Source organism: Dyadobacter sp. LHD-138 (genome assembly GCF_030929615.1).
Classification (GTDB): Bacteria; Bacteroidota; Bacteroidia; order Cytophagales; family Spirosomataceae; genus Dyadobacter.
In genome coordinates, this window is sequence record NZ_JAVFVU010000003.1 from 188292 (window position 1) to 214267 (window position 25976).

Genomic DNA, 25976 nt, shown 5'->3' on the forward strand with positions numbered 1-25976 from the left:
ATGATATGAAAATTATAGAATTACGCATTCTCCCTCCTATTGCAATCGGTCGGCTAGGTGAATCAGATGTACCAATGGAAGCATATGATCTTGAATTGTCGGAGGAGAAGCCACTTGATTATAGAAAAATCATCCCCCAAACAACGTTATCTGTAGATCCGGTGACAGGGAAGATTAAGGCACATAACCCTGTAAATATAAAATTCAAGGATGTTTCAAGCCTGGCGAACAGAAAAGGGAAAATACATCCTGTTTCTCCTTTCCTGGAAGTGTTTGCCATAACAGATCAAAAGCCGGATGAATTAGTTCCCCTTACAGAAGAGATCCTTGTTCAATCCGGATTAAGCCTACAAGATATTAGTTGGGATGTAGATGTGGCCAACATAAAAATATTCAGGAGGACCGGGGATGAAAATGATAAAATGACAGCAAAAATCAACAATATCAATTCACACGAATTAAAACCATTATTGGCTGATTGCAACAACTTTTTACCGGACAAAAAATTACCGCTGGGCGCTGTGCAGTTTATAAAACCAACAGAAGAGTTTCCGGAATTAAGATTGCGATATACCCCTGCCGGAGGAATCGTTTATGGTTCCAGACTATTCAGAAAGACGGGGCCAAATGATAACGATACAGAAACCGACCCGACTTTTGTCAATAAAGCAGACCGCATACTCTATGATGCGGAAAAAGGCAAATGGTGTGATAAATACAAGGAAGGCAGCAATCCTAATATACTCTACACCGTTCCCGCACAAATTTTTGCCGGCTATTCTTATACTGATAAGCAAGGAGAAACCTGGCAGGTAAGCTGGGGATATATTGATGATGAATGTGATGGTTTCGTGACGGTTAAACTAAAAATATCCGATAAAAAGACGCTAACCGCCAAAGCACATATCAGTGCAGGACCTCCTTCTTTTGCTCCGGATACTTTGCCAATTCGCGTGGTGTCTGATGAGTTAGAGCAAATTATATTAAGTACAGATATTGAAGGCGAGGTAAGTATCGTAGAAGCCGAAGAAATTATCCGCAGGGCTTTTGAAACCATTCGTTTGATGAATACAGCGATCATGAACGGCAATAGTTACGAAGGCAAGCAAAATGTAGCCAGTACGATGGTGCGCCAAAACACAAATGATTTCGGGCGTCTTTTTGAACCGATTATGGCCACCTCCCTGGTTGATAATCTTGCCCTCCAAATGTTACATGAACGGGTATTCAATGGGCTAAGTTCAGGCGCTTCTCCCTGGTTCGGTGACTTATTACGAAAGCCAACCGAAATAGGAGATCTATCCAGTAAAGCACTTCGAAAAATGCCTGCATTAATGCGTGGCGCCGACGGTAGGTCGCTTACCTTTACCTACCGTCAAATCAATATGATTATAAAGGCCGCCGCTACTTCGATGTTCAAGGACGTTAATCCTGATACGTTGCCTGTTTCATATGGCTCGCCGCTGAAAGCCGCAAATTTAACGGCACAATTGCATTACAGGGGGACTGGAAACCCTATTGCGGTTTTGCCAAGAACAGCAATTTCCAATTGTTTTCCGGGACTGGAATTTGATTTCAGGAATCTTTGGAGAAGAGCATTTAACGGAATCATCCTTACGGAGAATAATAATTACGTACTGGAGGCTTCTGACGCAAAGTTTGAAAATTTAACGGGACACCGGTTGGTTGCCATAGACGGACAGCCGACAATGGTACAGACTTTTGGCCCTGTGTTTCCGGACGGAGCCAATGTGCCTTTAAAGACCGACGCAAATCCAAACGGTGTTTCATTTATGGAATGGTCAAATTCTATGGTTCAAGTTTTGCAAAAACAAGGCCAGGAAGTAATATGTCATTTTACGGCTGCGCCTTCGCCGGAGGAAGTAGTGGTTGATTTAAGTAATTTGAATGATACGGAAAAGTATATTCCGGTAACATTAGTAGTCAATAAGATATTCGATGGCAACAGTGCGGCATTTTCAGATACGATTTTAAAACCAGGAGAATTGACTCAAGGCCTTTGTGCACCCTGGCAAAATGACTATCGCGAATGTTCTTGTTACTATTGGGCAGCCAGCAGGCCTGATTTTGTAAATATTGTTCCGGATGAAAATGGCCTGAGCACCGGCGATTTATGGATGTCAAAAAAGCGGACGGGATCCTATATACCGGATGATTGGAAGAATTCAAGATTGCTTTCCTATCAGGATCTCTTTGATAACTGGCAAGGGGAACTCAATTTTATCATAGAAGGGAAAGATGCCGTAGAAAGCAGCACCGTAAAACCCAAATCAACAAAAAAGAAATGATAGGGACTGCTGGAAGTTTAGTCGAAAAGATACAGAATGTGCCGATTGCAATCAGGTTGGCGCAAATGATTGTTCCGCAATCAAAACCTCGCTCTGCTCATGTACATTTGATAAAAGGCGGGCCATCAACCCAGATTTTTATCCCAAACGGAAGTCGGCTTTATACCGTCTCTCAGGATGTAGAGCAAAGGATAACTTCTTTAATGAATAAAAAGGATGAGAAAGGCCTGCAAGATGAGCTGATCATTTTGGGACTGGATGCTCCTGAATACATTACAAATGAGCCATTGCAAAGCCCCCCATTGCACGCTTTGTCATTAGCAATCGCGCAAAAATGTAATATGGGTTGTACCTATTGCTATGCAGATCAAGGTGATTTCGGGGGACCTACAAAAAACATGTCTCTGGAAACTGCTTTTAAAGCCATAGATCTGCTATTAAAAGATTGTCCCGAAGGAGGTAAAGCGCAACTTACTTTTTTAGGCGGAGAACCCCTCATCAATAGACAGGCGATCAGAGAGGCTGTTGTTTATGCCGAAACAATTGCAAAACAGAGAAACATACGGGTCAATTATTCTATAACCACAAATGGCACTTTGGTTACAGAAAGTGATGCTGTTTTTTTTGAAGAATATGGCTTTTCGGTAACCATTAGCCTGGATGGAATTGGTAAAGACCACGATCTTAATCGCCCTATGAAGGGCGGTAAAGGCAGCTATGACAGGATCATACAAAACATCCGGCCGTTATTGTCTTTACAAAAAAAAATGCAGGTGTCTGCAAGAGTAACGGTTACTCCCGAAAACACCAACCTTCCGGATGTTTTGGATGAATTCATCCATATGGGTTTTCATGGCGTGGGTTTTTCACCGTTGTTAAGATCCAGTAACGGGCAAAACGAAATGAATCAGGAACAACTATCCGTCATGTTGGAAAATATGATTGCTTGCGGCCTTAATTTTGAAAAGAATGTTTTAGCAGGAAAACGTTATCCGTTCCTGAATATGGTAAATGCATTAAAAGAAATTTCGAAAGGAACCCACAGGCCTTATCCATGTGGTGCCGGTGCGGGTTATATGGGTGTATCTGCTGATGAAGATTTATTCGCCTGCCACCGTTTTGTTAACGAAGATGTCGGTAAAATGGGCGACCTGAACAAAGGCGTACAGCCCGATCTGCAAAACAACTGGCTTGCCTCCCGCCATGTAAATACACAGGAGCCATGCTCGCAATGCTGGGCCCGTTATCTCTGCGGTGGCGGATGTCATCATGAAGTCATTGAAAAGGGAAGACCAGCCTGTAATTATATAAGATCATGGTTGTTTTATACGATACAAGCCAATGAAAGATTATCACGATTAAAACCCAATTGGAATAACTGATTGTAATGAATACGTTGCCTGAAAATTTTGATGTGTTTATTCTTGGAGCAGGCCCGGCTGGCTTATGCGCAGCCATACGTTTATTGGATATGGGACATGTTGTTGGCATGCTCGAACAAGAACAATTTCCCAGATCGCAAATAGGCGAATCCCTTTCTCCGGGAATTTACAATATTTTCGAATATTTAAATGCAGGTCGTTTACTTGAAGATTCAACCTACATAAAAAATATTTCAGCAAAGGTTATCTGGGAAAATGAAACGCACACATACGATCGGCTCGGCCAAAACACTCAAGGGATAATTGTTGATAGAAGTAAACTCGATCAGGAATTACTCAAATTCGCTGTCTCTAAGGGATTATGTTTAATGCAGCCCGCTAAATTAAAACAATCCATAAAATCCGGAAACGGTTGGATATTAGAAATAGTAAATGATTCGATCGAAATTAGAATTAATTCGAAAATAATCTTAGATGCACGGGGCCGTAAAGGAACACTTTTGGATGAAAGAGTCTCAATTGCACCCTCAGTAGTTGCGGCATGGACACATATAGATAATTCCTCTTTTGATGAATCATTTGTTGAGGTTACGGATGATGGCTGGCTATGGGGATCTCCTGTTTCCGGAAACCGCTACCGCATTATGGCTTTTACAGATCCAGGCGCATTGAAAAAAAATGGTGCATTGCATCTTTCAGCTTTAATGAGCAAAACAAAATTATTTTCTCCATTTGTACGCAAAATTGGGAGTAGTTCCATAGCAACATGTTTGGTTACTTCATTTGTCAGTCAGACTCCATGGAACGAGCAGTTTGTCAAGCTAGGAGAAGCCGCTTTTACGTTAGACCCACTCTCTTCCACCGGTGTAGAAAAGGCAATGCGCTTTTCCCTGCAGGTTGCTATTGCAGTAAATACGTATTTGAAAGACCCGCATTCACAACATCCAAAGAATTTCTATGAAGAAAAAATGTTGGAATCGGTTGTAAATCATACACATTGGACAGCTGATTATTATCGCCAAGCATGGGCTTACTGCAAAAAAACAGCATTCTGGATAAAAAGAGCCAGCTTTCAACTTGATATTTCGAAAAATAAAACCGGTTTTACACTTAAATTGGAAAAGGAATTTAATAATGACAGGCCCATATTTGAACATAAAGCAATAGAACCAATTCCTGTTGATTATATTTTGCTTAGGCTTTGGAATGAGGAAATCGTTGTTTCTGCCAAGGTTACTTTTAAATCTGTCTATGCCATCGATAATGATTGCATCGTAATAAAACAAGCACTGATTCATCCTAACCTGGAGCGACCTTTAGTTTATTTGGATCAACTAGAATTATTTTCGTTTTTCAAAAATATTAATGGTTCTGCAATTTCAGACATTATGGGTAACTTGAATAAATCTATTACCATAGAAAAGTCCAAAAAAATTCTTGTATTTCTTTTGTCAAATCAGCTGCTTATTCCAACAAGGCTGTCTGCTTTTTGACCTTCTGTTGATTTTGTAAAAGCGCAATTTTTAAAATGCTCAGCCTTGGCAAATTCCGCCGGCATTACACTCCAGACAAGATGGATTAGAGGCAAACACGCTCCATCTCAACCATTTCTCAGTTCAAGAATAGATTTGTATCCTTTAATTTTCTTTACAAATGTCTTGGTCAGAGTTTCAATTTCTGAGCATTGTATCAATTTAAAAATCGGTGTTAACAAATAATCCCCCTCAGGCATGCACTAAAAGCACACCTGCTCAAATTGCTTTTTCAAAATCCGGCTGAAAAGGCTGATTATAGAATCGTCTGCCCTTATTTTTGTAAAGTGCGTTAGCCACTGCACCAAACACCGGTGGAAATGGAGGTTCTCCTAAACCCGTCGGGTCTAAATCGTTTTCGACGAAATAAACTTCGATCCGTTTGGGTGCTTCATTATGGCGTATCATCCGGTAATTGTTAAAATTGGTCTGCTGTGGGACTCCGTCTTTATGTGTTAAGGCGCCGTAAAACGCATTGCCAATCCCATCCACAACCGCTCCCTGCACCATATTGGTGGCAGCATCGGGATTCACAACAATACCGCAGTCCATCGCACTGAACACCCGCTCCACATAAGGCTGCCCCTCCCGGGTTACCATATCCACGACATGCGCCGCATAAGAATTGTGACAGAAATAAGCGGCCACACCACGGCTATACTTCTCATTTCCAGGCTTATTCCAGCCCGATTTGTCGCGCAGCAGTTCCAGAACACCGGCATACCGGCCCGCGTCGTATTCGTTATTCTTGCCAACCGGATTCTCCTTTGCCCTTTTTAAAAGCGCCAACCTAAATTCGATGGGGTCTTTGCCTGCGGCCTCCGCGACTTCATCCAGAAATGATTGTTCGGCTGCTGCATTAAAATTGGAACGCGGAGCTCTGAAAGCGCCTATTGTGATATTGGAAGCGATCTGCCATCCTTCCGCCAGATAGTTATCTACGGCTCCGGCCGGAAAACGGTTCGCATGAATCGCATGTTCAGGTATTCCGCCCCCCTTTACATGGAAAGCAATCAGATTTTTATCCGCATCCAGTGCCGCGCGGTAAGTCGCCGTATACATCGGACGATAAATTCCATAAGTCATGTCATCCTCGCGTGTGTACATCAATTTAACAGGTGCTTTAACTTTCTTAGAAATCAGTGCAGCTTCTGAGAGATAATGCCCGTACGCCCTGCGACCAAAGCCACCACCCATACGGGTCATTTGTATTTCAATTTTGTCGGCAGGAAGATTCAATAATTTTACGAGCGTAGGTTCTGTCCAACCAGGTGCCTGCAACGGCCCTGCCAACAGCGCCTTTTCGTCTGTTACATGGGCAAAAAAATTCATTGGCTCCATGCAGTTGTGGGCCAAAAACGGCGCATTATACGTCCGCTCGATCACCTGTGCTGCATTCTTAAAAGCTGTTTCGGGATCGCCGTCTTTCCTCAACTGCTGGGCAGGCTTTTTTGCGTACTCCTGCATTTTCTCCAGTTGCGTGTTTGTACTTTCAAGCGCCCCTGGAATGATAACCTCTCTTTTACCGCTCCGGCCCGACATCGTGTCCTTTACCTCACCGGCAGCTTCCCAATGCGCGACCAGCTTTTTACGGGCATTCATCACTTCCCAGGTGGTATTACCCACTACCACCAGCAATTCATTGAAGGTACGGGTGTCGAAACCACCTTGTTCAAAACCATCCTCATATAATTTCAGGCTGAAAACATCTTTGATACCGGGCATTTTCAGGGATTCAGCGGCATCGAAGGATTTTAGTTTCATTCCAAAAGCTGGCGGATGCTGAATCATGGCGATGAGCATACCGTCTACCCGGTAATCTAACCCGAAAAGCGGTTTACCCGTTACGATCTTCTTTCCTTCTACATTCTTCTTGGGTTTTCTGACAATCGTAAAATCCCTGGGAGCTTTCAGCTGGAAATCTTTTGGGACTGGCAGGGTAGCCGCTTTGCTAGCCATATCTCCATATTTTGCCGACTTTCCACTGGAATGATACAGGGTTCCTGCTTTGGTCGTCACCTCACCGACCGGAACATTCCAGGTTTGGGCCGCAGCCTCCCGTAGCATTTGTCTTGCGGCTGCCCCGGCTTCCCGAAGTGGTTTCCAATACATTCTGACTGAATTGCTTCCGCCAGTAAACTGTGGTCCCAATTTCACACTATCATGCGGCCCCATTTCGACCGTGACGTTTTTCCATTCTACATCCAGTTCCTCTGCCAGAATCATCGGCAACGAAGTCATTACATTTTGTCCGAATTCAGGATTAGGACAAATGAGCTTTATGCGGTTATCTGCCATAATCTGAATGTAGCCATTGAGCTGTGGCCCTTGCTCCGGCAGGGTCAATCCCTGAGCTTCGTCAGCAGACTTAAAGCTGGATAACCAGCTAACAGTTAGCATCATCCCGCCACCGGACATAAGGGAGGCTTTAAGAAACGAGCGCCTGTCCAAGGTCGTTTTGTTATTATTATTCATGGTGAAATTCTTAATTTCCAGGTGAAAATAACATTATTTCTTCGCCGCTGATTTGACAGCTTCTTTGATCCGTAGGTAGGTACCACACCGACAAATGTTTCCGCTCATATGGACTTCAATATCCTGGTCGGATGGATTTGGATTAGATTTCAGCAATGCAGCCGCACTCATAATCTGCCCCGACTGGCAATAACCACATTGTGCCACATCATGCTCAATCCAGGCCTTTTGAACGGGATGATCTCCTTTTTCAGATAATCCTTCTATCGTTGTGATAGATGCCTTACCCACTGCGGAAACAGGTAGCTGGCAGGAACGTACCGCATTCCCGTCCAAATGAACGGTGCATGCGCCGCACTGTGCAATTCCGCAACCATATTTTGTTCCCTGCATATCGAGGTGGTCACGCAAAACCCAAAGAACGGGCGTAGATGGATCAACATCTACCTTTTTGATCTTTCCATTGATCTTTAAACTAAATGCTGCCACGGTATTAATATTTTTATAATTAATAGATAAAAGCTAAGATAATCATTCTACCAGCAACACAAAAGGCGGATATCAAACATTCGTCCAACAACCAAATTTTTCGACGAACAGCACGCTTATACCGATAGCAAGAGATATTCGGCGCCTGCGAAGTTCTGGCTTTTCCTGGTGATTGTGCGTATACAAATTCCTGATTCTTCTACCAATATTCCTGATTCCGTATGCATTTGGGTCCGTTGAATGTGCAAGCAACGGGGACGGCCTTGTGGCACGAGGCAAGTTCCAACCGTCCTAGTTCGCCTATATTCCAGTTGGGAAAACTATACAAGAAATTCAAGGGTGCCTCCAACAGAGCACCTTATGTGTACCGATTTAAGTCCAGCGTTGCAGATTTAGCCTAAAAGAACCCCTATCGCTCAGGGTTCCGAATATCTGTAATTGAATCTTCCGGCAGGTGCTACATCACCGTTGATCCAAAAATCCATAATATCTCCCTGCTGTTGCATGTTGTCACTCCATTTAAATTCAAAGTCAACTTTGTCGTAGATTTTTAGCAGCGACTTGGGTATTTTAATTTCAAGTTTGTTACCGCTCACCGCATAATCCACCTCACCAGTCTTCTGCCAGTTCCAGGCTCCATCTGTCTTTTCCAAAACGGCCTTTGCCGAGGGATTGATACGGTTGACCACAAAATCATAGCCTTCCCAACCGGTGTTTTTATCGCGGTCAATGTTAATAAAAAGCCGCATCCAGCCAGGATCGCTTTTGAGCGTTAACGGTGCGGCGGTTTCAACATAGAAGTAAATGAAACTTTTGTCACGGGTTACCTTGGAGAGCACAATATCATTCCTTCCTGTATTATTTGTATAGATCAGGCTCCCCCAGCCTGGACTATTCCGATGTAACGTATTACCCCTGTAAGCTAAAAAAGAAGGGTTTACTTTACTCCATTCCGTAAATTTTCCGTCAAAGCTGATCGTAGTCGGCGAAGAATAAAGTTCCGGAGCTGGCATCCCCTTGAAACGACGGATATTCGAAATCATCTGATAGTAATAATTATCGCTATGCCCTCCTTTCATGGGTTCAATATCACGGCTTCCCTCCTGGTTGAATTCATCAGGAAAGGCGTTGGTTTGCTGCTGCCAGGTTTCGTAACGGCCCGCAATCCATTCATTCCAGCCTGTAATGAAAATAAATTCCGGATCGATTTCCAATGCCCTGTTCCACTGTTCCTGAAAATTGTAGCCATAATTAACGGCACCGAGCTCGGTGATTTGGCCTTTTTCATGCGTATAACTTCTGCCAAAAGCTCCCGGTGCATTCATTGCGGTTAGTCCCCCTTCCTTACTCCAATTCTGAGCAACACCAACTGTGGCCTGCTCAAAACCGCCTTTTGAATTCTTGTAAAAACCATGCTGCGGGGTTATTTCAAGCCGTCCCCAATGGTCCGGCTTTTCAGGGCCTTTATTGTAAACAGGCTGTCCGGTACGGAAAGTAAAAAATTCCTGCATTTCCTTTTTCAAACCCGGGTCATTGGATTTTCCCTTGATATCATCCGCAAATTCGGAAGAACCCATCACCAAAGGCTTGCCTTTCCAGATAAACCATAGGTCCTGATATTTGCCGGGCTTGTAGAGATCCTGGTATATTTCACGAAGAATTTCCTTACCTCCGTCCCCCACCCAAAACGGGAGCATAAAGGCGATTTGCGGAGTTTTTACGCCATCCTTACGTGCCTTGGTGAAAACTTCGCACAGTTTCATATAAGACTCCTTCCAGGTAATGTTGCCATTGGTGCAGTCAAAAACAATGACATCCACGGCAGCATCGGCGAGCATTTCGGCATGTTTACGCAATATCCATTCATCGGTATCCAGATAATACCCAAATAAAGGTTCAGCCCAGAACCACGGACTATTCCCCTTTGGCCAGATCGGATTGTTAAAATCTTCTTTTGCCTTTGGCTCTCTCGCCAGATATTCGGTAACATTAAACGGAGGACTTTTAATGCCGGGCTGCGTATGCCATGTCCAATAAAACAGCCCCACAAATTTGTCCTTCTTCACGCTCCCGGTTTCATGGTGTTCCGGCAACTTTCTTCCCAACGCATCCGTTGCAGGCAGACCATATCCATAATTGCCAGGCAACGTCTGCGCAGAAAGATCCAAAAAAATCAAGGCTAACAGCGAAGTAATGGTTATTCTTAAATTCATAATGAAAAGGTTTGATCAGGTGGCCTTCGGTTGTCAGCAATCGCTTGCCGACTATTGATTTGCGATAAAATTAAAACGCCCTCCCGGGGCGGTGTCTCCATTGATATACCAGTCCAGCGGCTCTTTTTCATCCTGCATATTGTCAGACCATTTAAACTCAATATTCAGGTTTTTCAAAACCTCCGGAATACTGTTTTTCGGGATGCTGATCGTCATCTGATTGCCTGAAACTCTGTATTTCACTGTTTTTTGGTCTTTCCAGTTTCCATTGGCATAGCGCTGCAATACTTTTCCACCAACAACGCGATAATCATACCCATTCCATCCTGTTTTGAAATTCCGGTCGGTATCAATCAGTAAAGTCATCCAGTTTTTACCGGCATTTTCTGTAATATCCGTAACTGTTTTTGCATAGAAGTAAACGAAGTTGTTATCTCTCGCTACCTTCATTTCATCCAAGTCATTTCGCCCAGTTTTATTGGTATAAATTGTAGCCGGTTCTGATTGTGCACCTGGATGATTACGCTCCTGTGTATCGCCGGTGTAATCTTTATAAACCGGCAAAACGTCATCCCAATTACTAAAATTAACAATCGACGTTACAGCACTCAACCGTGGGTTTTCTTCCACTCCCTTATACCTTCTGATATTGTCGACAAGCTGCATATAGTAATGATCTCTGAGACCAGCTGTTAAGGAAGGTTCGATATCCCGGCTGTATTCCGGACTCGCCTGATCACAAAACCAGGAGTGTTCAGGGTTCTTATCGTGGCTTGGGAATTTTCCCGCAATCCACTCGTTCCAGCCTGTAACATAAATAAATGGTGTGTTTTGTTTAATCGCAAAATCCCACTGTTCCTGCACATTATAGCCATACACAATATCTTTTTCCGGATTTCCATGAGCGCCATTCCGATAACTCCTCCCCCAGTTGTCCATGTTTTTATAAAATGCCGAACCGCCCATTCCAGCCGTTGGGTTCGGGTGCTGAGCAACAGAAACATTGATAATTTCCTTTTCTCCTTTTGAATTGAAATACACTTTCTGGGGTCTTTCAAACTCAATCCACGGCCAACCGTTGGTTTTCTGCTTTTCAGTAGGCCATTGCGATTCTCTGTAAGTAAAAAACGGCTGAAAATTTTTCCCTTTTGCCTCTTCCGACAAACCCAAAATAAGCGGCTTTCCATCCAGATTATACCAGCATTCCGGATGTCGGTAAGGCGCTCCCGGCTTGTAGAAATTATCATAAGCTTCCTGCATCGTTTCACCGGAAGATGTATTGGTATAAAACACAATTTTAGGAGGATTTTTGCCCTGCGCCCTGACAGCATCCATGGCTTTCATCAGAACATCGGCCTGCTTAGGGTAAGTAAGCCGGTTGGTTGCGTCAATCACAAGCATATCCACACCTGCATCCGTCAGCAACTGAATACTTCTGAGATGAACCCAGTAATCATCTGCCTTATAATACCCGTAAATTGGTTTTCCCCAATAATACATTCCGACACCTTTATCTTTTCCTCCGCCCCAGTAAACATTGTCAAAATCCTCCAATACTTCGGGGTGATTGGGAATGATTTCACTCAGATCCCAATACGTTGCAGGAGCAACGTCATGCCACAAAAAGTAAAACATAGCGATCTGCCGGTTTGTTTTCGGGTTGCCAACAGTATTGTTCTGAGGAAGTGTCCTGCCCAAATCATCCGTTCCGGCCAGAGGCTGACTTTGGCACAATGTTGCAGTAAACATAAATGCAGCAAGGAAAATAATAGTTGGTCGGCTTGTTTTATTCATCATTATCAGAAATTAATTTTTACATCAATGAAACTTTAAAAGCGCAGTCAAAGACTACCTGAGCCATCAGCGTAAGGACCGTGACTGCGCCCAGCCGATAGATGAGTTGTTATGGTTATAGTGCTAATCAAGCCATCCGGGATTCTGCCAGTTTTCACCTGACAGCCCAATAACCTTATTGACTTCGGACTGATCGATCGGATACATCAGATATTTCGCCGACCATGCATTCCGGTCTGTAAATTTGAACCGCTTATAGTTAAAAGCCGTACCGTTTTTAGTGATCCGCATACCCGTAACAAATTTATCGGTCTGATCCAGAATCTTCCAGCGCCGAACATCAAAAAAGCGGTGTTCTTCAAAAACAAATTCTATGCGGCGCTCATTTCTGTATTTTTTTTCAAAGGCTTCTTTTGTCATACCAATCGGAAAAGCCGGCATCCCGGCTCTGGCGCGAACCACATTAATGGCTTCTCGGGCCGACATCGATATTTTCCCTGCACTAACCGCCACATCCGGACCAACGGACTGATAGGCAGATTCTGCAAAATTTAAATACAATTCTGCCAGACGGAACAGACGGATCGCTCCGTCAGCATCATTATTCTGACCTGATTTGTAATTATTAAATTTGCGGAGATAATATCCTGTGCGTGTATTTTTCCTGTTAATATCAGAGATCTCCTCTGTCCCACCCACAAATGTTTCTACTTTTTTACCGGCAGGTTGATCCAGATTCCGAACCGAGCCATTGTAATAAATCGAGGCATAAAATCTTGGGTCACGACCGGCATAGGGATCATTCTCTTTATAACCTGATGCCTCATTGATTACAGGCACCAAATGAGCCGCGTCCGAATAGCCGGTAACCGGTGCCTCTCCGTTAGCCATTTCGAAACTGTCTACAAGCTCCTGCGTCGGACATGGCCCTGTGCGGTCCATGCCTGGATTTGTTGGCATTCCGGCAAATTTCCATATCTGCATTTTTGATCCCGCATGGTAAATGGTCTCTTTATCAATCGCGCGCTGGTCGTTGGAACCGGTGAAAAAATACAACGCATAGGCGTTCTGGGCTATATCGACCGCAGGTTTTTCATCAAATAATTTATAGCCGTTCGCAAGACATTGCGAAAGTGCTTCCGCATTGATCGCGGCTGCATCTGACCAGCTAAAAGTACCATCCGACCACAACGGACTGGCAGCATAAGTCACCGCCTCGGATTTAATAGCATAAGCCACGGCCCGGCTCATAATACCATATTGATTGTCAAAAATATCCCAGGCCAGCCCATCGCGTGAAGCAGGATAGGACAGCGCCTTATCGCAATCGGCGAGTATAAATTTCACTACCTCGCCAAATCCTGCCCGCTTGTCCTTTGAAAAATCATGACTAAGATCGAGCGGTTTATCGAAAATAGGTACCCCACCGTAACGCTTGATCAGTTGCAGATAATAAAGTGCCCGGAGCACATGTGCCTGCGCAATCCAGGAGGCCTTCTCACCTTCCGGAGCATAAACGGTGGCCGTCTTCATGCTTTCAATGAACGTATTACACTTACCGATCCCGATGAAAAGATTCCCCCATGGGCTATTATCAACAGAATAAACCGGATAGGTTACCGAAGTAATATTTCCGCCATACCAGATAATATACCGGGAGCCAGGTGTGATATCATCCGCGTCCTGTGCCTCGTCTGTAAAAGAAGAGCGATCCATGTAGGGTGCCGGAACATACCCATAGCAGGAATTAAGATATCCGCGGGTACGGTTATAATCACTGAAAACCTGGTCCATCGTAATGCGCCCGTCGGTAGGCAGGTCCAGCTGGTCGTTGCATGAAAACAGCAACGCCGAAACAGCCGTGATCAGAAGAATAATATGATGTTTTGTCATACCTAATAATATTTCAGATTAATAATCAGCTCTGTTTAGAATATTACATTTACTCCAATGTTAAAAACCCGATACACTGGAAAAGTAGCGTAATCGCTGTTTTCAGGTCCAAAATCCTTTGATTTCATTTTATCCCACGTAATCAGGTTTTGTCCGCTTACCAAAACCCTCAGTTTTTCGGCGGAAATAACTTTGGAAACATGCAAAGGCAAGGTATACCCCAGTTCAAGGTTTTTCAGACGGACATAAGAGCGGTTGTAATTGTAATAATCACTGGCTTCATGATTGACCGTTTTGGCCAGCGAAAGTGCGGGAGATGCAATTTTCTCACCTTTTTCGTAGCGCTCCTGTGTCCACGCCTCTTTGTGCAACGAACCAAAAACGCCGTCATACGTCGTTTCCCAAACCCCCTGTCCTCCAATGATCGAAGCATATTTACCTACCCCCTGAAAAAGAAGGTTCAGGTCAAATCCTTTAAATTTCAGTCCTCCCGAGACTGCATAGGTTGTGCGGGGAATTGACCCGTTGCCGATAGGTGCTTTATCACGATCATCAATTTTATGATCACCGTTTAAATCGCGGAATTTCAAATCTCCCAAACGTGGTACGCCAAATCCATAAGTCAGGTTACTTTGCATAAGCTCTGCTTGTGTATTAAAAAAACCATTGCCGTTGCTGTAATCTACCAGATATCCAAATTCCTGACCGAAGGAATAACCCTCCTGCCATTTCCTGAAAGCGTAATCCTCCGTTTTTCGTGCTTCATTCCAATTGACGATGGTATTTTTAGCGTAACCGATCATTCCTCCCACAAAAACCGATAGATTTCTGTTGACGCTTTTGTTATAATTCACCGATATTTCTACTCCTTTATTTTCAAAAGTTCCTGAGTTGGTCGTGGGATAGTTGCTTAAAGGAATGCCCTGATAAAGCGGTATAGTAGCGAGCGCGCTTACCACCATGTTATTCATCCTTTCTTTAAAAACATCCACTGAAATATTGAAGGCCTTTAAGAGCCCAAGATCAACCCCCAAATTCTGCTTGGTGGCCACCTCCGCCTGAATATTGGGATTCGCACGCTGGTTTTCCTGTACAATGTATTGCAGATAATTGATCGTTCCTCCCTTTGAAACCGTTACATTATCAAGGTACGCGTACCGGGCCAGCCCGCTTTGGTCATTCGCTGTCTTACCATAAGATGCTCTCAGTTTCAAGTAACTCAGCAAATGCTGATCACGGAGAAATGCTTCGTTGGAAATAACCCAGGCGCCTGAAATTGCCGGTGTTGCAATAAAACGGTTGCTGCGTGCATATTGCTCTGAACCGGAATAACCCAGATCAAATTTTAGCAAATACTTGTTTTCAAACCCGTAAGTAGCCTCAAAACCAGAGCTTACCCGATTATAAGGCAACAGATTCGGCGAGGAGTTATCAGCCTTTGTCAGGTTTTGATAAAACATATACGCCAGTGCTGAAACATTATGACGGCCAAAATCACGCTTGTAATTCATGGCAATGTTATAGGTCAGATGGTAATAATAGGAATGCGACTTACCGTACGCTAGTGGTGTATTATTAGCCGAACCCTTTTTATTAAATCCCAGCGTGGTCGAATCGTTGTTTCTTACATATCTTTCATAATTCTGCGTTGTGCTTAAACTGCCGACAGAATTGGTCTGATAAGCCATCACACCAGTCAGATTAAGTCCCTTTGTCAAAAAGCTCATGTCCAGGTCCAATCCAAACTGCGAAGTGATATTGGTAACGGTATGTCTGCGGTAACCCGTGCGGTTCAACATCCCATAAGTCGGTGACTCTACCCGCTCCGTGGTGATCACCTTTCCACCCGGATCAACGATTTCACCTCCATTGATCACAGCCGGTGTAACCGGACCATAGGTTGTTGGCGGCATCATAAACAAACTTCTATACACTTCGTCATTTGAAGCCCCGGGGGTACGTTCCCGTTTCACGTTGCCACTCAACCTGACAAATGCTTTCAGGTAATTGTTCAATTTCATGTCAATATTAGTACGATAATTTACCCAAACATTGTTGGCGTTAGGATCATATCTGGTTTGGTCCGTTTTAAACTGGCCTCCCTGATGCATGAAATTGATGTTTGAGAAAAACTGTACTTTATCATTTCCACCCGTCACGTTGACACCAACCCGCTGCATCATGGCAAAATCTTTCATAAACTGGCTGTACCAGTTATTGTTCGGGTACAATTCCTTATTCTCGCCAGAACGGTAACCAGCAATCTGGGATGGACTGAAAAGATAATTCTGCCCCAGACCATCGTTAAATGCTGCCTGATTACGAAGCTGCGCATAATCAGCCGAGTTGTAAAAAGCGGGCTTTGTAGTGACCTCTTGAAACGACTGGTCAAATCGTGTTTTGATCTGCAAACCTCCTTTGACGCCTCTTTTAGTTTTAACAACGATCAGTCCGTTTGCACCTTGTATCCCATACAGTGCCTGCGTGGAGGCATCTTTAAGAATCGTGACCGACTCAATTTCGTTTGCCGAAATGTAATCCAGCGTCTGGTTGCTGTTATAGGAATTTATAATCCCGTCGATGATCACAAGCGGGCCGTTTTTTCTGGCAGAAGAAATACCCCGGATATACAAGTTCGTATTGGCACGTGACAATTCTGAAAATGTTTCCTGCGTAAACAGACCATTTAACCGGCCGGCCAGCGTTTGCGTAAGATTGGCAACCGGGGCCCTTTCCAGTTCTGCACCGGAAACCGTCGAAACCGCCCCGGTAAGGTCCCCTCTTCGTTGTTCTGAATAACCCAGCTGAACGAAATCGTCTTTATGATGCGCATCATAAACAAGTTTTACGTCCAATTGTTTGTGCTCGCCGATAGCCAGTTTTTGCAATATGTGACCGGGAAAAGAAAACAATAAAGACTTGCTGTTGTCATTGACTATGATCGCATATTCTCCATTAATATCCGTAATGCTCCCGTTTCTGCCATTTTCAGATGTAACGATAACACCTTGTAACGGTTTGTAATATTCGTCGGTTATTTTTCCATCAACCGCAATGGATATTTCCTGCGCCCGTAACCTGGTTCCGCTAAAAACCAAGATAAAAAACACGAGCACTAACGTTAAACGATTTTTATATTGCTGTTTCATATGATCTATCCTAAATCAGTCAGTTGAAAACTCAGTGTTTTACCATCCTTTATTCTGCCAGTCAGCGCCAGTGATTGAGCGCATACGATTCGCTTCATTTAACGGGATGGGAATCCACAGAAACTTATTGGTATAATTTTTCCGCTCTACATTCCGTACCAGTTTTCGTCCATATGTGTAAGTCCCGTCAGCCTTCCTGGTAATGTCAGCCGCCGTAATCCAGCGGTCTGTTTTGGCAAGATCACCTGTTGGCAATGTCCAGCGCCGTAAATCGAAATAACGGTTTTCCTCCATCGCAAGCTCCACCCTTCTTTCATTACGGATCCGCCTGATCAGCTCATCTTTGCTCAGTCCCGTCGGCAGATCAGGCATCCCGGCCCTAGTCCTGATCTCATTTACAGCGGCCGCGGCGTCAGTGAGCTGCCCTGCTTCGGCTGCCGCTTCGGCATAGTTTAGAATAATTTCTCCCAGGCGGAACATTTTCCAGTTTGCACCTGCGATCGGGTTATCATTTCCTGAATTTGGATGCAGAAATTTTCTTTCAAAATAACCTGTCCTTGTCGCCCTTCGCGTGGTAGCATGAGTACCTGTTTGCGGCTCGCCTGCGTAAGTTGCAATAACCCTTGTCCGGTTACCGATCGGAGCCGGATAATTTTCATGTGACTCTGCTGCTTCGGCAAAATTCCACATCGCCTTTCTTTTGGACCCGTTGTAATAAATGCAAGCGTAAAAACGCGGATCCCGGTTTACATAAGGGTCGTTGGGATTATACATTGTATTCGCGGCGTTGTAGTTTGGTTTAAGATGCTGATCATCCAAATATGGATTTTCAAGATTCAATATCGACTTCCCGTCTTTAGTCTCATAGGCGTCAACCAGCTCTTGCGTTGGGCAGGTACCCGACTTATATCCATCCTGTGCTCCTATTCCATCAATATTCCATACATTACCCTGATTTTCGCGGTTTTGCCAAATGGTCTCCCGGTCGACAGGATTGGAAGAATAACGCATCGTCTGAGTAAAATACTCGTTATATAAAGCGGTCTTTTCGTTCTTATCGGGGCCTAAATAAGCCGTTTCTGACAGGTAAGTTTGGGGCAAATTCACCTTATTGTAAAGTGCATAACCATTGGCTTTCAAATTTTCCAGCGATTTTTTATTGATCTGATAAGCTTCCTGCCATAAATTCTGTCCCGTATTATTTTGCGGACTGGCAGCAAAAAGTATCATTTTAGATTTGATCGCCTCAGCCAATGCTTTACTCACGCGTCCGGCTTCTCCCTCGGTAGTTATACGCCAGGGAAGCTCACTGGTTGCCAGCGCAACGTCACAATCTTCGATGATAAATTTCACGATATCGTAGTAACTTTCTTTCTTGACGCTTGAAAAGTCATCCGAAAAATTGTAAGCCTCGCGCTCAATTGGCAAAACGGCACCGAACCATTTTAATAGCTCTGCATAGTAGTATGCGCGAAGCAAATGTGCTTCTGCCTTCCAACGTTTTCGGTCCAGTTCACTTTTAACGGTCGCTTTCTCAATGTTGCTGATAAAAATGGTACAGTTCCTGATCGAATTCCAGTATCTTGCCCAATACTCGCCATTTCCTGCATCCGCGCTGATATTGGTTACCGGATGATTTGCCGCCGAAGCATCACCATTGTACATCCTGCCAGACATAATCCATGATTCTGCTTCGGCATCTGTGTCCCAGGACTCATCACTCCAGTTTACAGGGCCACGGCTCCAGAAGAAATAACGGGTACCTTTGACTGGAATATTTGAATAACAGCTGTTTAAAAATGCACCAACCTTATCATTGTCGGCGAAGACCTCATCCATAGTCAGTTTACCATCCGGCGCCATATCAAGCACATTCTTGCACGAACCCAGGGACAACAGAGCAAATACAAATGTCAATATGATAAATTTCATCCTCATAATTTCTGCGGTTTAGAAAGTAATGTTCACACCAAAATTTGCCATCTTAGTTACCGGGTAGCCAATCGAATCATCGTTTTCAGGATCAAGATGGCCCATTTTCAATTTGTCCCATGTAAAATAATTCTGGGCGCTTATGTAGATCCTCAGCTTCTGCACACCAATTTTTTTCAATGCGTCAGTTGGCAGCGTATAACCCAGCACAATATTTTTCAACCTGATAAAAGAGCGATTCATGATGAAAAAATCATTGGCCGTGTGGTTGGTCGTGCTGTGCGTGCTTAAAGCAGGATAGGTTATCTTTTCGTTATTGGCAAAACGCTCCGGTGTCCAGGCAGTTTTATGGTAGTCGAAATAAGTCCCCCGAATAATATTTTCGTACACGCCTTGCTGCGCATAATTGCTCGAATATTTACCGATCCCCTGGAAAAAAGTGGTAACATCGAACGATTTGTAATCGAAGGTCAGTGACAACCCATAACTGATCCGGGGAATATTTGAGTATCCGATCGGTGCCCGGTCTTTGTCGTTAATAACTCCGTCGGCATTCAAATCCATGTATTTGAAATCTCCAACCCGCGGCTCACCAAAGCCATAAGTTGTCTTTGCCAGATATGCGTCCAGCTCCTCTTTGGAATTAAAAAAGCCGTTTCCATTGCTGTAATCAATCTTATATCCAAATGACTGGTTTAAAGAAAATCCCGTTTGACGGTAGCTATACGCGTAAGTATCGTCGCTGGCAGGTTCATCCAGAAACTTCACCTTGTTTTGATTGTATCCGAAATTTCCGCGGATTATGATATTAAATCCCTTCGTAACCGCCTTGTTATAGGTAAGTTCCAGTTCATAACCTTTATTATCTACAAGTCCCATATTTACTCTGGGAATATTACCCAGTGGCACTCCCTGAAACTCAGGAACGGTCCCCCTTGAAATAAGGATATTACTGCGGTGCTCAATAAAATAATCAGCAGATAAACTCAAATCATTAAATAATTGAAGATCAACGCCATAATTTTGTTTTTTTGCAATCTCCCAGGTCAGATTCGGATTACCCAAAAGTCCTTGATTGATCCCTTGTCCAAGTCCTAAACTACCCAGCGGACCGCCACCCAGCGTAATATTGCTTTGATAAAGAAACCGGGCATTACCCATTTTGTCGTTGCCAACCTTACCATAAGACGCTCTTAATTTCAGGTTGGTGAGCATACGATTATTTTTCAGGAAATTTTCATTGCTCAATATCCAGCCAACAGAAACCGCCGGAAAAAAGCCGAAACGTTGGGAAGGTGCAAACTGCTCGGAACCGTTATAACCAAGGTTGATTTCGGCCAGATAGCGGGAGTCATAACCATAGGTCAGACGACCGGCTACACCCAATACATTGTAGGGGATCTCACCGGCCGTTGTTTCCCAAGTATCGCGCTGAGCAAGGATCATCCCGGTAACGTCATGTTTATTTCCAAAAACGCGGGCATAATTGATAGAACCCTGCGCGTTGATGTTATATCTGGAATCGGCACCTTTTGCCAGTGACAACAAAGTTTCATCCGAGCGTTTCACTGCATAGGTCAATAAATTATTGGTTGGATTTACCTCTGCCAGATAGAGCCGTTCAGATTTCCCACCCTGCATAGCCGTTGTAGACTTGGAATCGTAGGAGATCATTGCTTTGATGCTTAATCCCTTTACGAACTTGCCCAGATCCTGTTCAAGACCGAAGGATGCATTCAAATTAGACCTCACTTCATTTCTGTAACCAAAACGGTTCATGATTTCAAATGCGGAGCGATCCATGTATCCCGGATCTACGATTTGTCCGGGTTTCACCCCGAAACCATCAATGGTTGTAGGGCCCGGCGTGATGGGAAGAATGGTCTGCGCCTGATAAAGCAAATCACGCATCATCCAGTTTGTATCATTGTTGTAAAGCCAGGCAGCAGGCATATTAACACGTTCGATGTAACTGCCGATATTCAGAAATGCTTTCAGGGCTTTGGTAACCTTATAGTCCAGATTGGCCCGGAAATTAAAACGATCCATTTTGGCGGAAGGGTCATAACCCAGCACTGATTTCGGCTCCGTATTCAGGTTTCCACCCTGATGCAAAAAGGCACCATTTACAAAATAAGATACCTTATCCGTTCCTCCCGTCACGTTCATGTTAATGCGCGTCTGAGGTGCATAGCGGGAAATATATTCACGGTAGTAGTCATGATCAGGATACATGTACTTTCTTACCATCGCCTTCTTGGCATAATCCGGATCGTTGGGATCCAGCCCGGCAAGCGGATTTGCATATTTATCCATCGTCGCCTGATCGAAAGGAAGAGGGGTGATCCCGTCATTTTTGGATGCCTCGTTTCTCAGCCTCATATATTCGAGCGAATGAAGACGTTCGGGCTCCCGGGTAAAAGAAGCGTAACTTTGCTCGGCGTTAATATTTAACTCCGTTTTACCGGCAGTACCCCGCTTGGTTGTGATCAAAATTACACCATTGGCCCCACGGACCCCGAAAACGGCCGTGGCAGAAGCGTCCTTAAGAATTGAAACCGAAGCCACCTCATTGGCATCCAGTGTCCGGATGTTATCACGGGGAACTCCGTCAATTAGAATCAATGGACTGCGGCCGTTGGTAGTAGCAGCACCACGCAAATACATGGTTGCGTCATCACGTCCGGGTTGCCCTCCTGCCGATTGAATGGAGGTTAACCCCGGCAAACGGCCGGACAAGGCATTAGCCAGACTAGCCGATGAATTTTGCCGGAGGGCGTCGCTATTGATCGTCGAGACGGCACCAGTGACAGATACTTTCTTTTGTTCTCCAAAACCCACCACTACCACTTCCTCAAGCGCTTTTTCGTCGACGGTCAAAACCACATCAATTGTCGAGTGGTTACCAACCTGGATTTCTTTACTGACATACCCGACAAAGCTGAAAATAAGTATCGACGTCTGGTCAGAAACTGAAATCTGATATTCACCATTCATGCCTGTAGAAGTACCTTGGGCCGTTCCTTTCACAACAACACTTACCCCGGGCAACAGATCTCCCTTATCATCTGTAACCTTTCCTTTCAGCCTGATTTCTGCATTGGCTTCCTTGGAAAATTCTGCCGTTGAAGCCATGGATTCATCGGTTTCACGCGCATGATCCGCCACTGTTCTGGACTTATTTAAAAGTATCCTTCGGTTCCCCGAAATCGAATAATCAATTTTCATCGGTTTGAACAAGGCGTCAAAAACCGTAGCCAGTTTTTCATTTTTGAAATTCAGCGTCACTTTTCGGTTAGCCTGGATCACTTCAAAACTGTAAATGAATTTCACCTTGCTTTGGCTTTCAATTTTTTCGAGCACTTTGTCCATGCCCATTTCAGAAACGGATATATTTATACGTTGATTCAAAACCTCCTGTGCCCTCAGGTCTCCGGCTATGGAAATACCGATAAAAAGCACCGAAAGTATAACCTGGAGTATAGTGATCCTCATAAGTTTCAATAGAATCTCGTCCCGTTGTCGACGTTTTTTCATAGTTTTGTTCAGGTTTAGGTTTAAATAGAAATCATTCCGAACCTCTCCCAACGCCTACCCAGGCACAAACAGTTTACCAGACTGTTTCAGGGAGATTTTGCAAATTTGGAGTCGGTAATGTTACCAGCATTACCGGCTTTTTTTATGAGTCATTTTTTACGCATAGGCGATATAAGTTATAGCGTGAAAATTTTCATTTCTTATAAAATCAAGTTAAGGTCCGTCGCATCCTGCCGAAATGACTCTGATATTCCCACCTTTTGCTTCAAATTTCGCATTGATCACAGCGCATATCATTTCAAGTTTTTCGTAAACCGGCTCGTCGCCTAGTTCGGCGGTAATACTGCAATTGGCCGTCAGGTCCTGATCAAAGTCTATGTGCAGACCATACGATTTTTCCAGCAGGCTGAATACGTCTTTAAGTTTGGTTCTGTTGAAAGAAAAATCATGGGATTCCACAGGAAGGTTAAGCAAAACTGCGTTTTCGATGTTTTTCTTGTTCAAAGCCAGACTCTTTTTATTAAACGTTACCTGCTGATTCGGATTAAGTATCTGTTTTGTCCCGCCAATCTTCTTCCCTTGTTCTTCTTTTTCAAGAGTTGAAACTTCCACTACGCCACTTTTCACTACCAGGGTTATTTCATCATCATCTTCATTGGCCTGAATACTGAAACTCGTCCCGGTAACTTTCGTAAGCATCTCTCCCGCAAATACATAAAATGGTTGTTGGGGATTTTTACGAACTTCAAAAAAAACCTCCCCTAAAATAAAAACGTCCCGTCTGTCCTTTGCAAATTCTTTGGGATAAGCTATTCTGCCTCCTTTTTTTAGTATTACCGAGCTCCCGTCGGGCAGGTTAACCATTTTCACCAGCTGCGATTTATTTTTTACTTCAATGAGCTCTGGTCCGGCAGACTTTTTGCCCATCGAATAATAAAGCTCCCGTTCTCCGAAGCTCTTTTTCAGATAAAGGCTAACCGAGCCGAGTCCGATAAGCAAGATGACCGAAGCGGCCAGAAACCACTTACTTTTCCAGAGAGGAATAACCCGGACTTTCTCCTCCGGTATTTTATTCAGTATCTCAGCAACCTTTAATTTTACCTCACCGGGCGAAATGGAATGCGCTTCTCCGCGAACAGCCAGTAAAATGCTCCGGGCTTGCTCCATATTGGAAATCTGATGCGGCGTATTTTCCAGAAAATTCAGCCAAAAAGAATTAGACTCCTGCAAGTAAACCCAGTCCTGAAACTTCCGGTCTTCCAGCCAATCCTTTACCTCAAAGTTTTGATAATTGTTCATGGAACGATTTGATTACTCCCTTCTGATACGATGAGTATCCCGGAAACAAATAGTACCCATGAGTATGGAAAATTTTTACTACTTTTTCAATGTATTTTTACATTTGATAAAAATCCTGGCAACAGCGTGAGAAATATAATTGTATGCTGCCAGTATTCACGCAGTTTTTGAAGACCATACTGAAGATAATTAGCCACAGCCTGACGATTGAGTCCCATCACTTCGGCAATTTCGTCGTAGGAAAGATTTTGATAAAATTTAAGATACAGTGCTTCTCGCTGACGTTTAGGTAATAGGTTGATTGCGTGTGCAAGTCGGTCTGTCGTTAACTGATCGGTTTCATGAAGTATCCAGTCCGACTCGGGCGAAAGATCATCGAGCAGATCGTTTTCATTTTTAGAGATATCCGAAAAAACAGCTTGCTTTTTAATCCGCCGCAGAAGGTTATTCCTCAACGATTGAAACAGATAAGGTTTAATGCTGTCAATAACAGACAAACTATCCCGCCTTTCCCATATCTGTAAAAACAGATCCTGTATGCAATCCTTTATCAGCTCCCGATCTTGTGTAAACCGGGTCCCGTAATGGTGCAACGCTGCGTAGTGACACTCCGCAATCTCACCAAATGCATTTTTATCGCCGGCAGTAAATTGCTGCCACCGGGTGGACAGGTATAATTCCTGTTGATCTGCTGTTTGCTCCACGATTATTCAGGACAAAACATACGTGACATTAATCTTAACACTTCAATACGTCGGGGCAATGCTTATGATATTCTTGTAAATATCTATGAACAATCACAGCCAACTGTCCTGCGCTATCATGCTTTTGTTTAAAATTTTCTTTAATTCAATCTATTTGGCCGATAAATCTTTCCAGCGTATTTGAAATCACCCAAACCGGCAACTCTCTTGACCAGCTGACACCCCAAAATGCCTAGAGTGTTATGCCTGATGGCAGTTCGCAGGTATATGCGCCCGCTATGCTCATGAAAGATCTTGAAGGCCGCTTTTATTTTCATACCAATCGATAATATAATCTGCAACCCTTTCCCAACCTGGTTCCCCACAAATAAAATGGCTTTTGCCTTCAAATATTTTTACCTTAACCAGGCTATTTGCATCCTGATACCTGCCTGCTATCGTTTGGGTAAGATCCAGCGGAAAGATATGGTCATTACCGCCGCCAACGAACAAAATTGGAGCGTGTGGCTTCTTAAAATCTATGTTTGAAAAAGAATTCAAAACCAATTGGCGACTGACTTTGTAACTTTCAGGCACTGCAAATTTCTCAAAGGCTTTTTCTTTCTCGGTATCGGGTATGGTGTTGAAGAATGAATAATCGTACCATTTACGGCTACCCATGAAATATTTATTGGCAGAAAAAAATCCAAAGGCCGGCAACACAGTCTTGAGCGTTTGAAACGGTGGAAAAACATTTTTCGGTGGGGCTCCATCAATACTTACTCCTGCTACTGCCTTTCCCATTTCTACCAATTTCAATGTTGCCATTCCCGCCATAGAATGCCCAATGATTAGCGGTTTTTCCGGTAAGCCATCTATTAATTGAGCGATGTTGTTTACAACATCGATAAACCCAGTTTTAACAAGGTCGGGATGAACTTTTGCTCTCAGCTCCGCAGGGTTGCCTTCATGCCCGGGATTTGCAGGTGTATAAACTTTATAACCTTTTTGTTCATAGTAGCGTTTCCATTCTGCCCAACTGGTGTTATTCACAAAATTTCCATGAATGAGTACGATGGTTTTTGATCTTGCCATGTTCTAATATGTTTAAAGTTAATAACCTATTTTTGTTTTCCCGGTGTTCAACAGCAAACAATGAACAGCGCTTTTTGTTGTGAATCAAGAAACTTCACCCTCCCTTGCACAAAACCAAAATTGAAAAAATTATAGATAACTCTTAATTATCAGCCAACCATATGCCTTTATTCTTAAGCTCATTCACTACTTTC

Annotated in this window: 14 protein-coding genes; 3 read left to right on the forward strand and 11 right to left on the reverse strand. The window is 43.8% G+C overall.

Annotated elements, in window-relative coordinates; genetic code table 11:
• Positions 1 to 5 precede the first annotated feature (5 nt).
• From RB622_RS02285 to RB622_RS02295, 3 genes are read left to right on the forward strand one after another with little or no spacing between them, the layout of a single operon-like run.
• Positions 6 to 2309 carry a hypothetical protein gene (locus RB622_RS02285; RefSeq protein ID WP_308044872.1) on the forward strand — a complete coding sequence of 768 codons (2304 nt, stop codon included), beginning with the start codon at positions 6 to 8 and terminating at the stop codon, positions 2307 to 2309.
• Positions 2306 to 3691: a radical SAM/SPASM domain-containing protein gene (locus RB622_RS02290; RefSeq protein WP_308044873.1), complete on the forward strand. Its 1386-nt coding sequence runs from the start codon at positions 2306 to 2308 to the stop codon at positions 3689 to 3691. The genes RB622_RS02285 and RB622_RS02290 overlap by 4 nt, the downstream gene beginning before the upstream one ends.
• A gap of 5 nt (positions 3692 to 3696) precedes the next feature.
• Complete coding sequence (locus RB622_RS02295) at positions 3697 to 5184, forward strand: tryptophan 7-halogenase (RefSeq protein ID WP_308044874.1); 1488 nt, start codon at positions 3697 to 3699, stop codon at positions 5182 to 5184.
• A 258-nt stretch (positions 5185 to 5442) separates the two neighbouring features.
• Here the strand turns inward: RB622_RS02295 and RB622_RS02300 are convergent, their stop codons facing one another.
• From RB622_RS02300 to RB622_RS02350, 11 genes are all read right to left on the reverse strand, one after another.
• Entirely contained in the window at positions 5443 to 7698 is a 2256-nt protein-coding gene (locus tag RB622_RS02300; RefSeq protein ID WP_308044875.1) for a molybdopterin cofactor-binding domain-containing protein, read from the reverse strand.
• A gap of 33 nt (positions 7699 to 7731) precedes the next feature.
• Positions 7732 to 8187 carry a 2Fe-2S iron-sulfur cluster-binding protein gene (locus tag RB622_RS02305; RefSeq protein WP_308044877.1) on the reverse strand — a complete coding sequence of 152 codons (456 nt, stop codon included), beginning with the start codon at positions 8185 to 8187 and terminating at the stop codon, positions 7732 to 7734.
• Positions 8188 to 8603: 416 nt separating this feature from the next.
• Positions 8604 to 10400: a hypothetical protein gene (locus RB622_RS02310; protein WP_308044878.1), complete on the reverse strand. Its 1797-nt coding sequence runs from the start codon at positions 10398 to 10400 to the stop codon at positions 8604 to 8606.
• Positions 10401 to 10451: 51 nt separating this feature from the next.
• Positions 10452 to 12197 carry a hypothetical protein gene (locus RB622_RS02315; protein ID WP_308044879.1) on the reverse strand — a complete coding sequence of 582 codons (1746 nt, stop codon included), beginning with the start codon at positions 12195 to 12197 and terminating at the stop codon, positions 10452 to 10454.
• Between the two features lie 120 nt (positions 12198 to 12317).
• Entirely contained in the window at positions 12318 to 14087 is a 1770-nt protein-coding gene (locus tag RB622_RS02320) for a RagB/SusD family nutrient uptake outer membrane protein (RefSeq protein ID WP_308044880.1), read from the reverse strand.
• 35 nt (positions 14088 to 14122) lie between these two features.
• Positions 14123 to 17197, reverse strand: a complete 3075-nt coding sequence (locus tag RB622_RS02325) for a SusC/RagA family TonB-linked outer membrane protein (RefSeq protein ID WP_308044881.1) — start codon at positions 17195 to 17197, stop codon at positions 14123 to 14125.
• A gap of 78 nt (positions 17198 to 17275) precedes the next feature.
• Positions 17276 to 19174, reverse strand: a complete 1899-nt coding sequence (locus RB622_RS02330) for a RagB/SusD family nutrient uptake outer membrane protein (RefSeq protein WP_308044882.1) — start codon at positions 19172 to 19174, stop codon at positions 17276 to 17278.
• A 12-nt stretch (positions 19175 to 19186) separates the two neighbouring features.
• Entirely contained in the window at positions 19187 to 22705 is a 3519-nt protein-coding gene (locus RB622_RS02335) for a TonB-dependent receptor (RefSeq protein WP_308044883.1), read from the reverse strand.
• Between the two features lie 213 nt (positions 22706 to 22918).
• Positions 22919 to 24004 carry a FecR domain-containing protein gene (locus tag RB622_RS02340; RefSeq protein ID WP_308044884.1) on the reverse strand — a complete coding sequence of 362 codons (1086 nt, stop codon included), beginning with the start codon at positions 24002 to 24004 and terminating at the stop codon, positions 22919 to 22921.
• A gap of 86 nt (positions 24005 to 24090) precedes the next feature.
• Positions 24091 to 24708, reverse strand: coding sequence for a sigma-70 family RNA polymerase sigma factor (locus RB622_RS02345; protein WP_308044885.1), 618 nt, complete (start codon positions 24706 to 24708; stop codon positions 24091 to 24093).
• 282 nt (positions 24709 to 24990) lie between these two features.
• Positions 24991 to 25782: an alpha/beta hydrolase gene (locus RB622_RS02350; RefSeq protein ID WP_308044886.1), complete on the reverse strand. Its 792-nt coding sequence runs from the start codon at positions 25780 to 25782 to the stop codon at positions 24991 to 24993.
• Between the last annotated feature and the right edge of the window lie 194 nt (positions 25783 to 25976).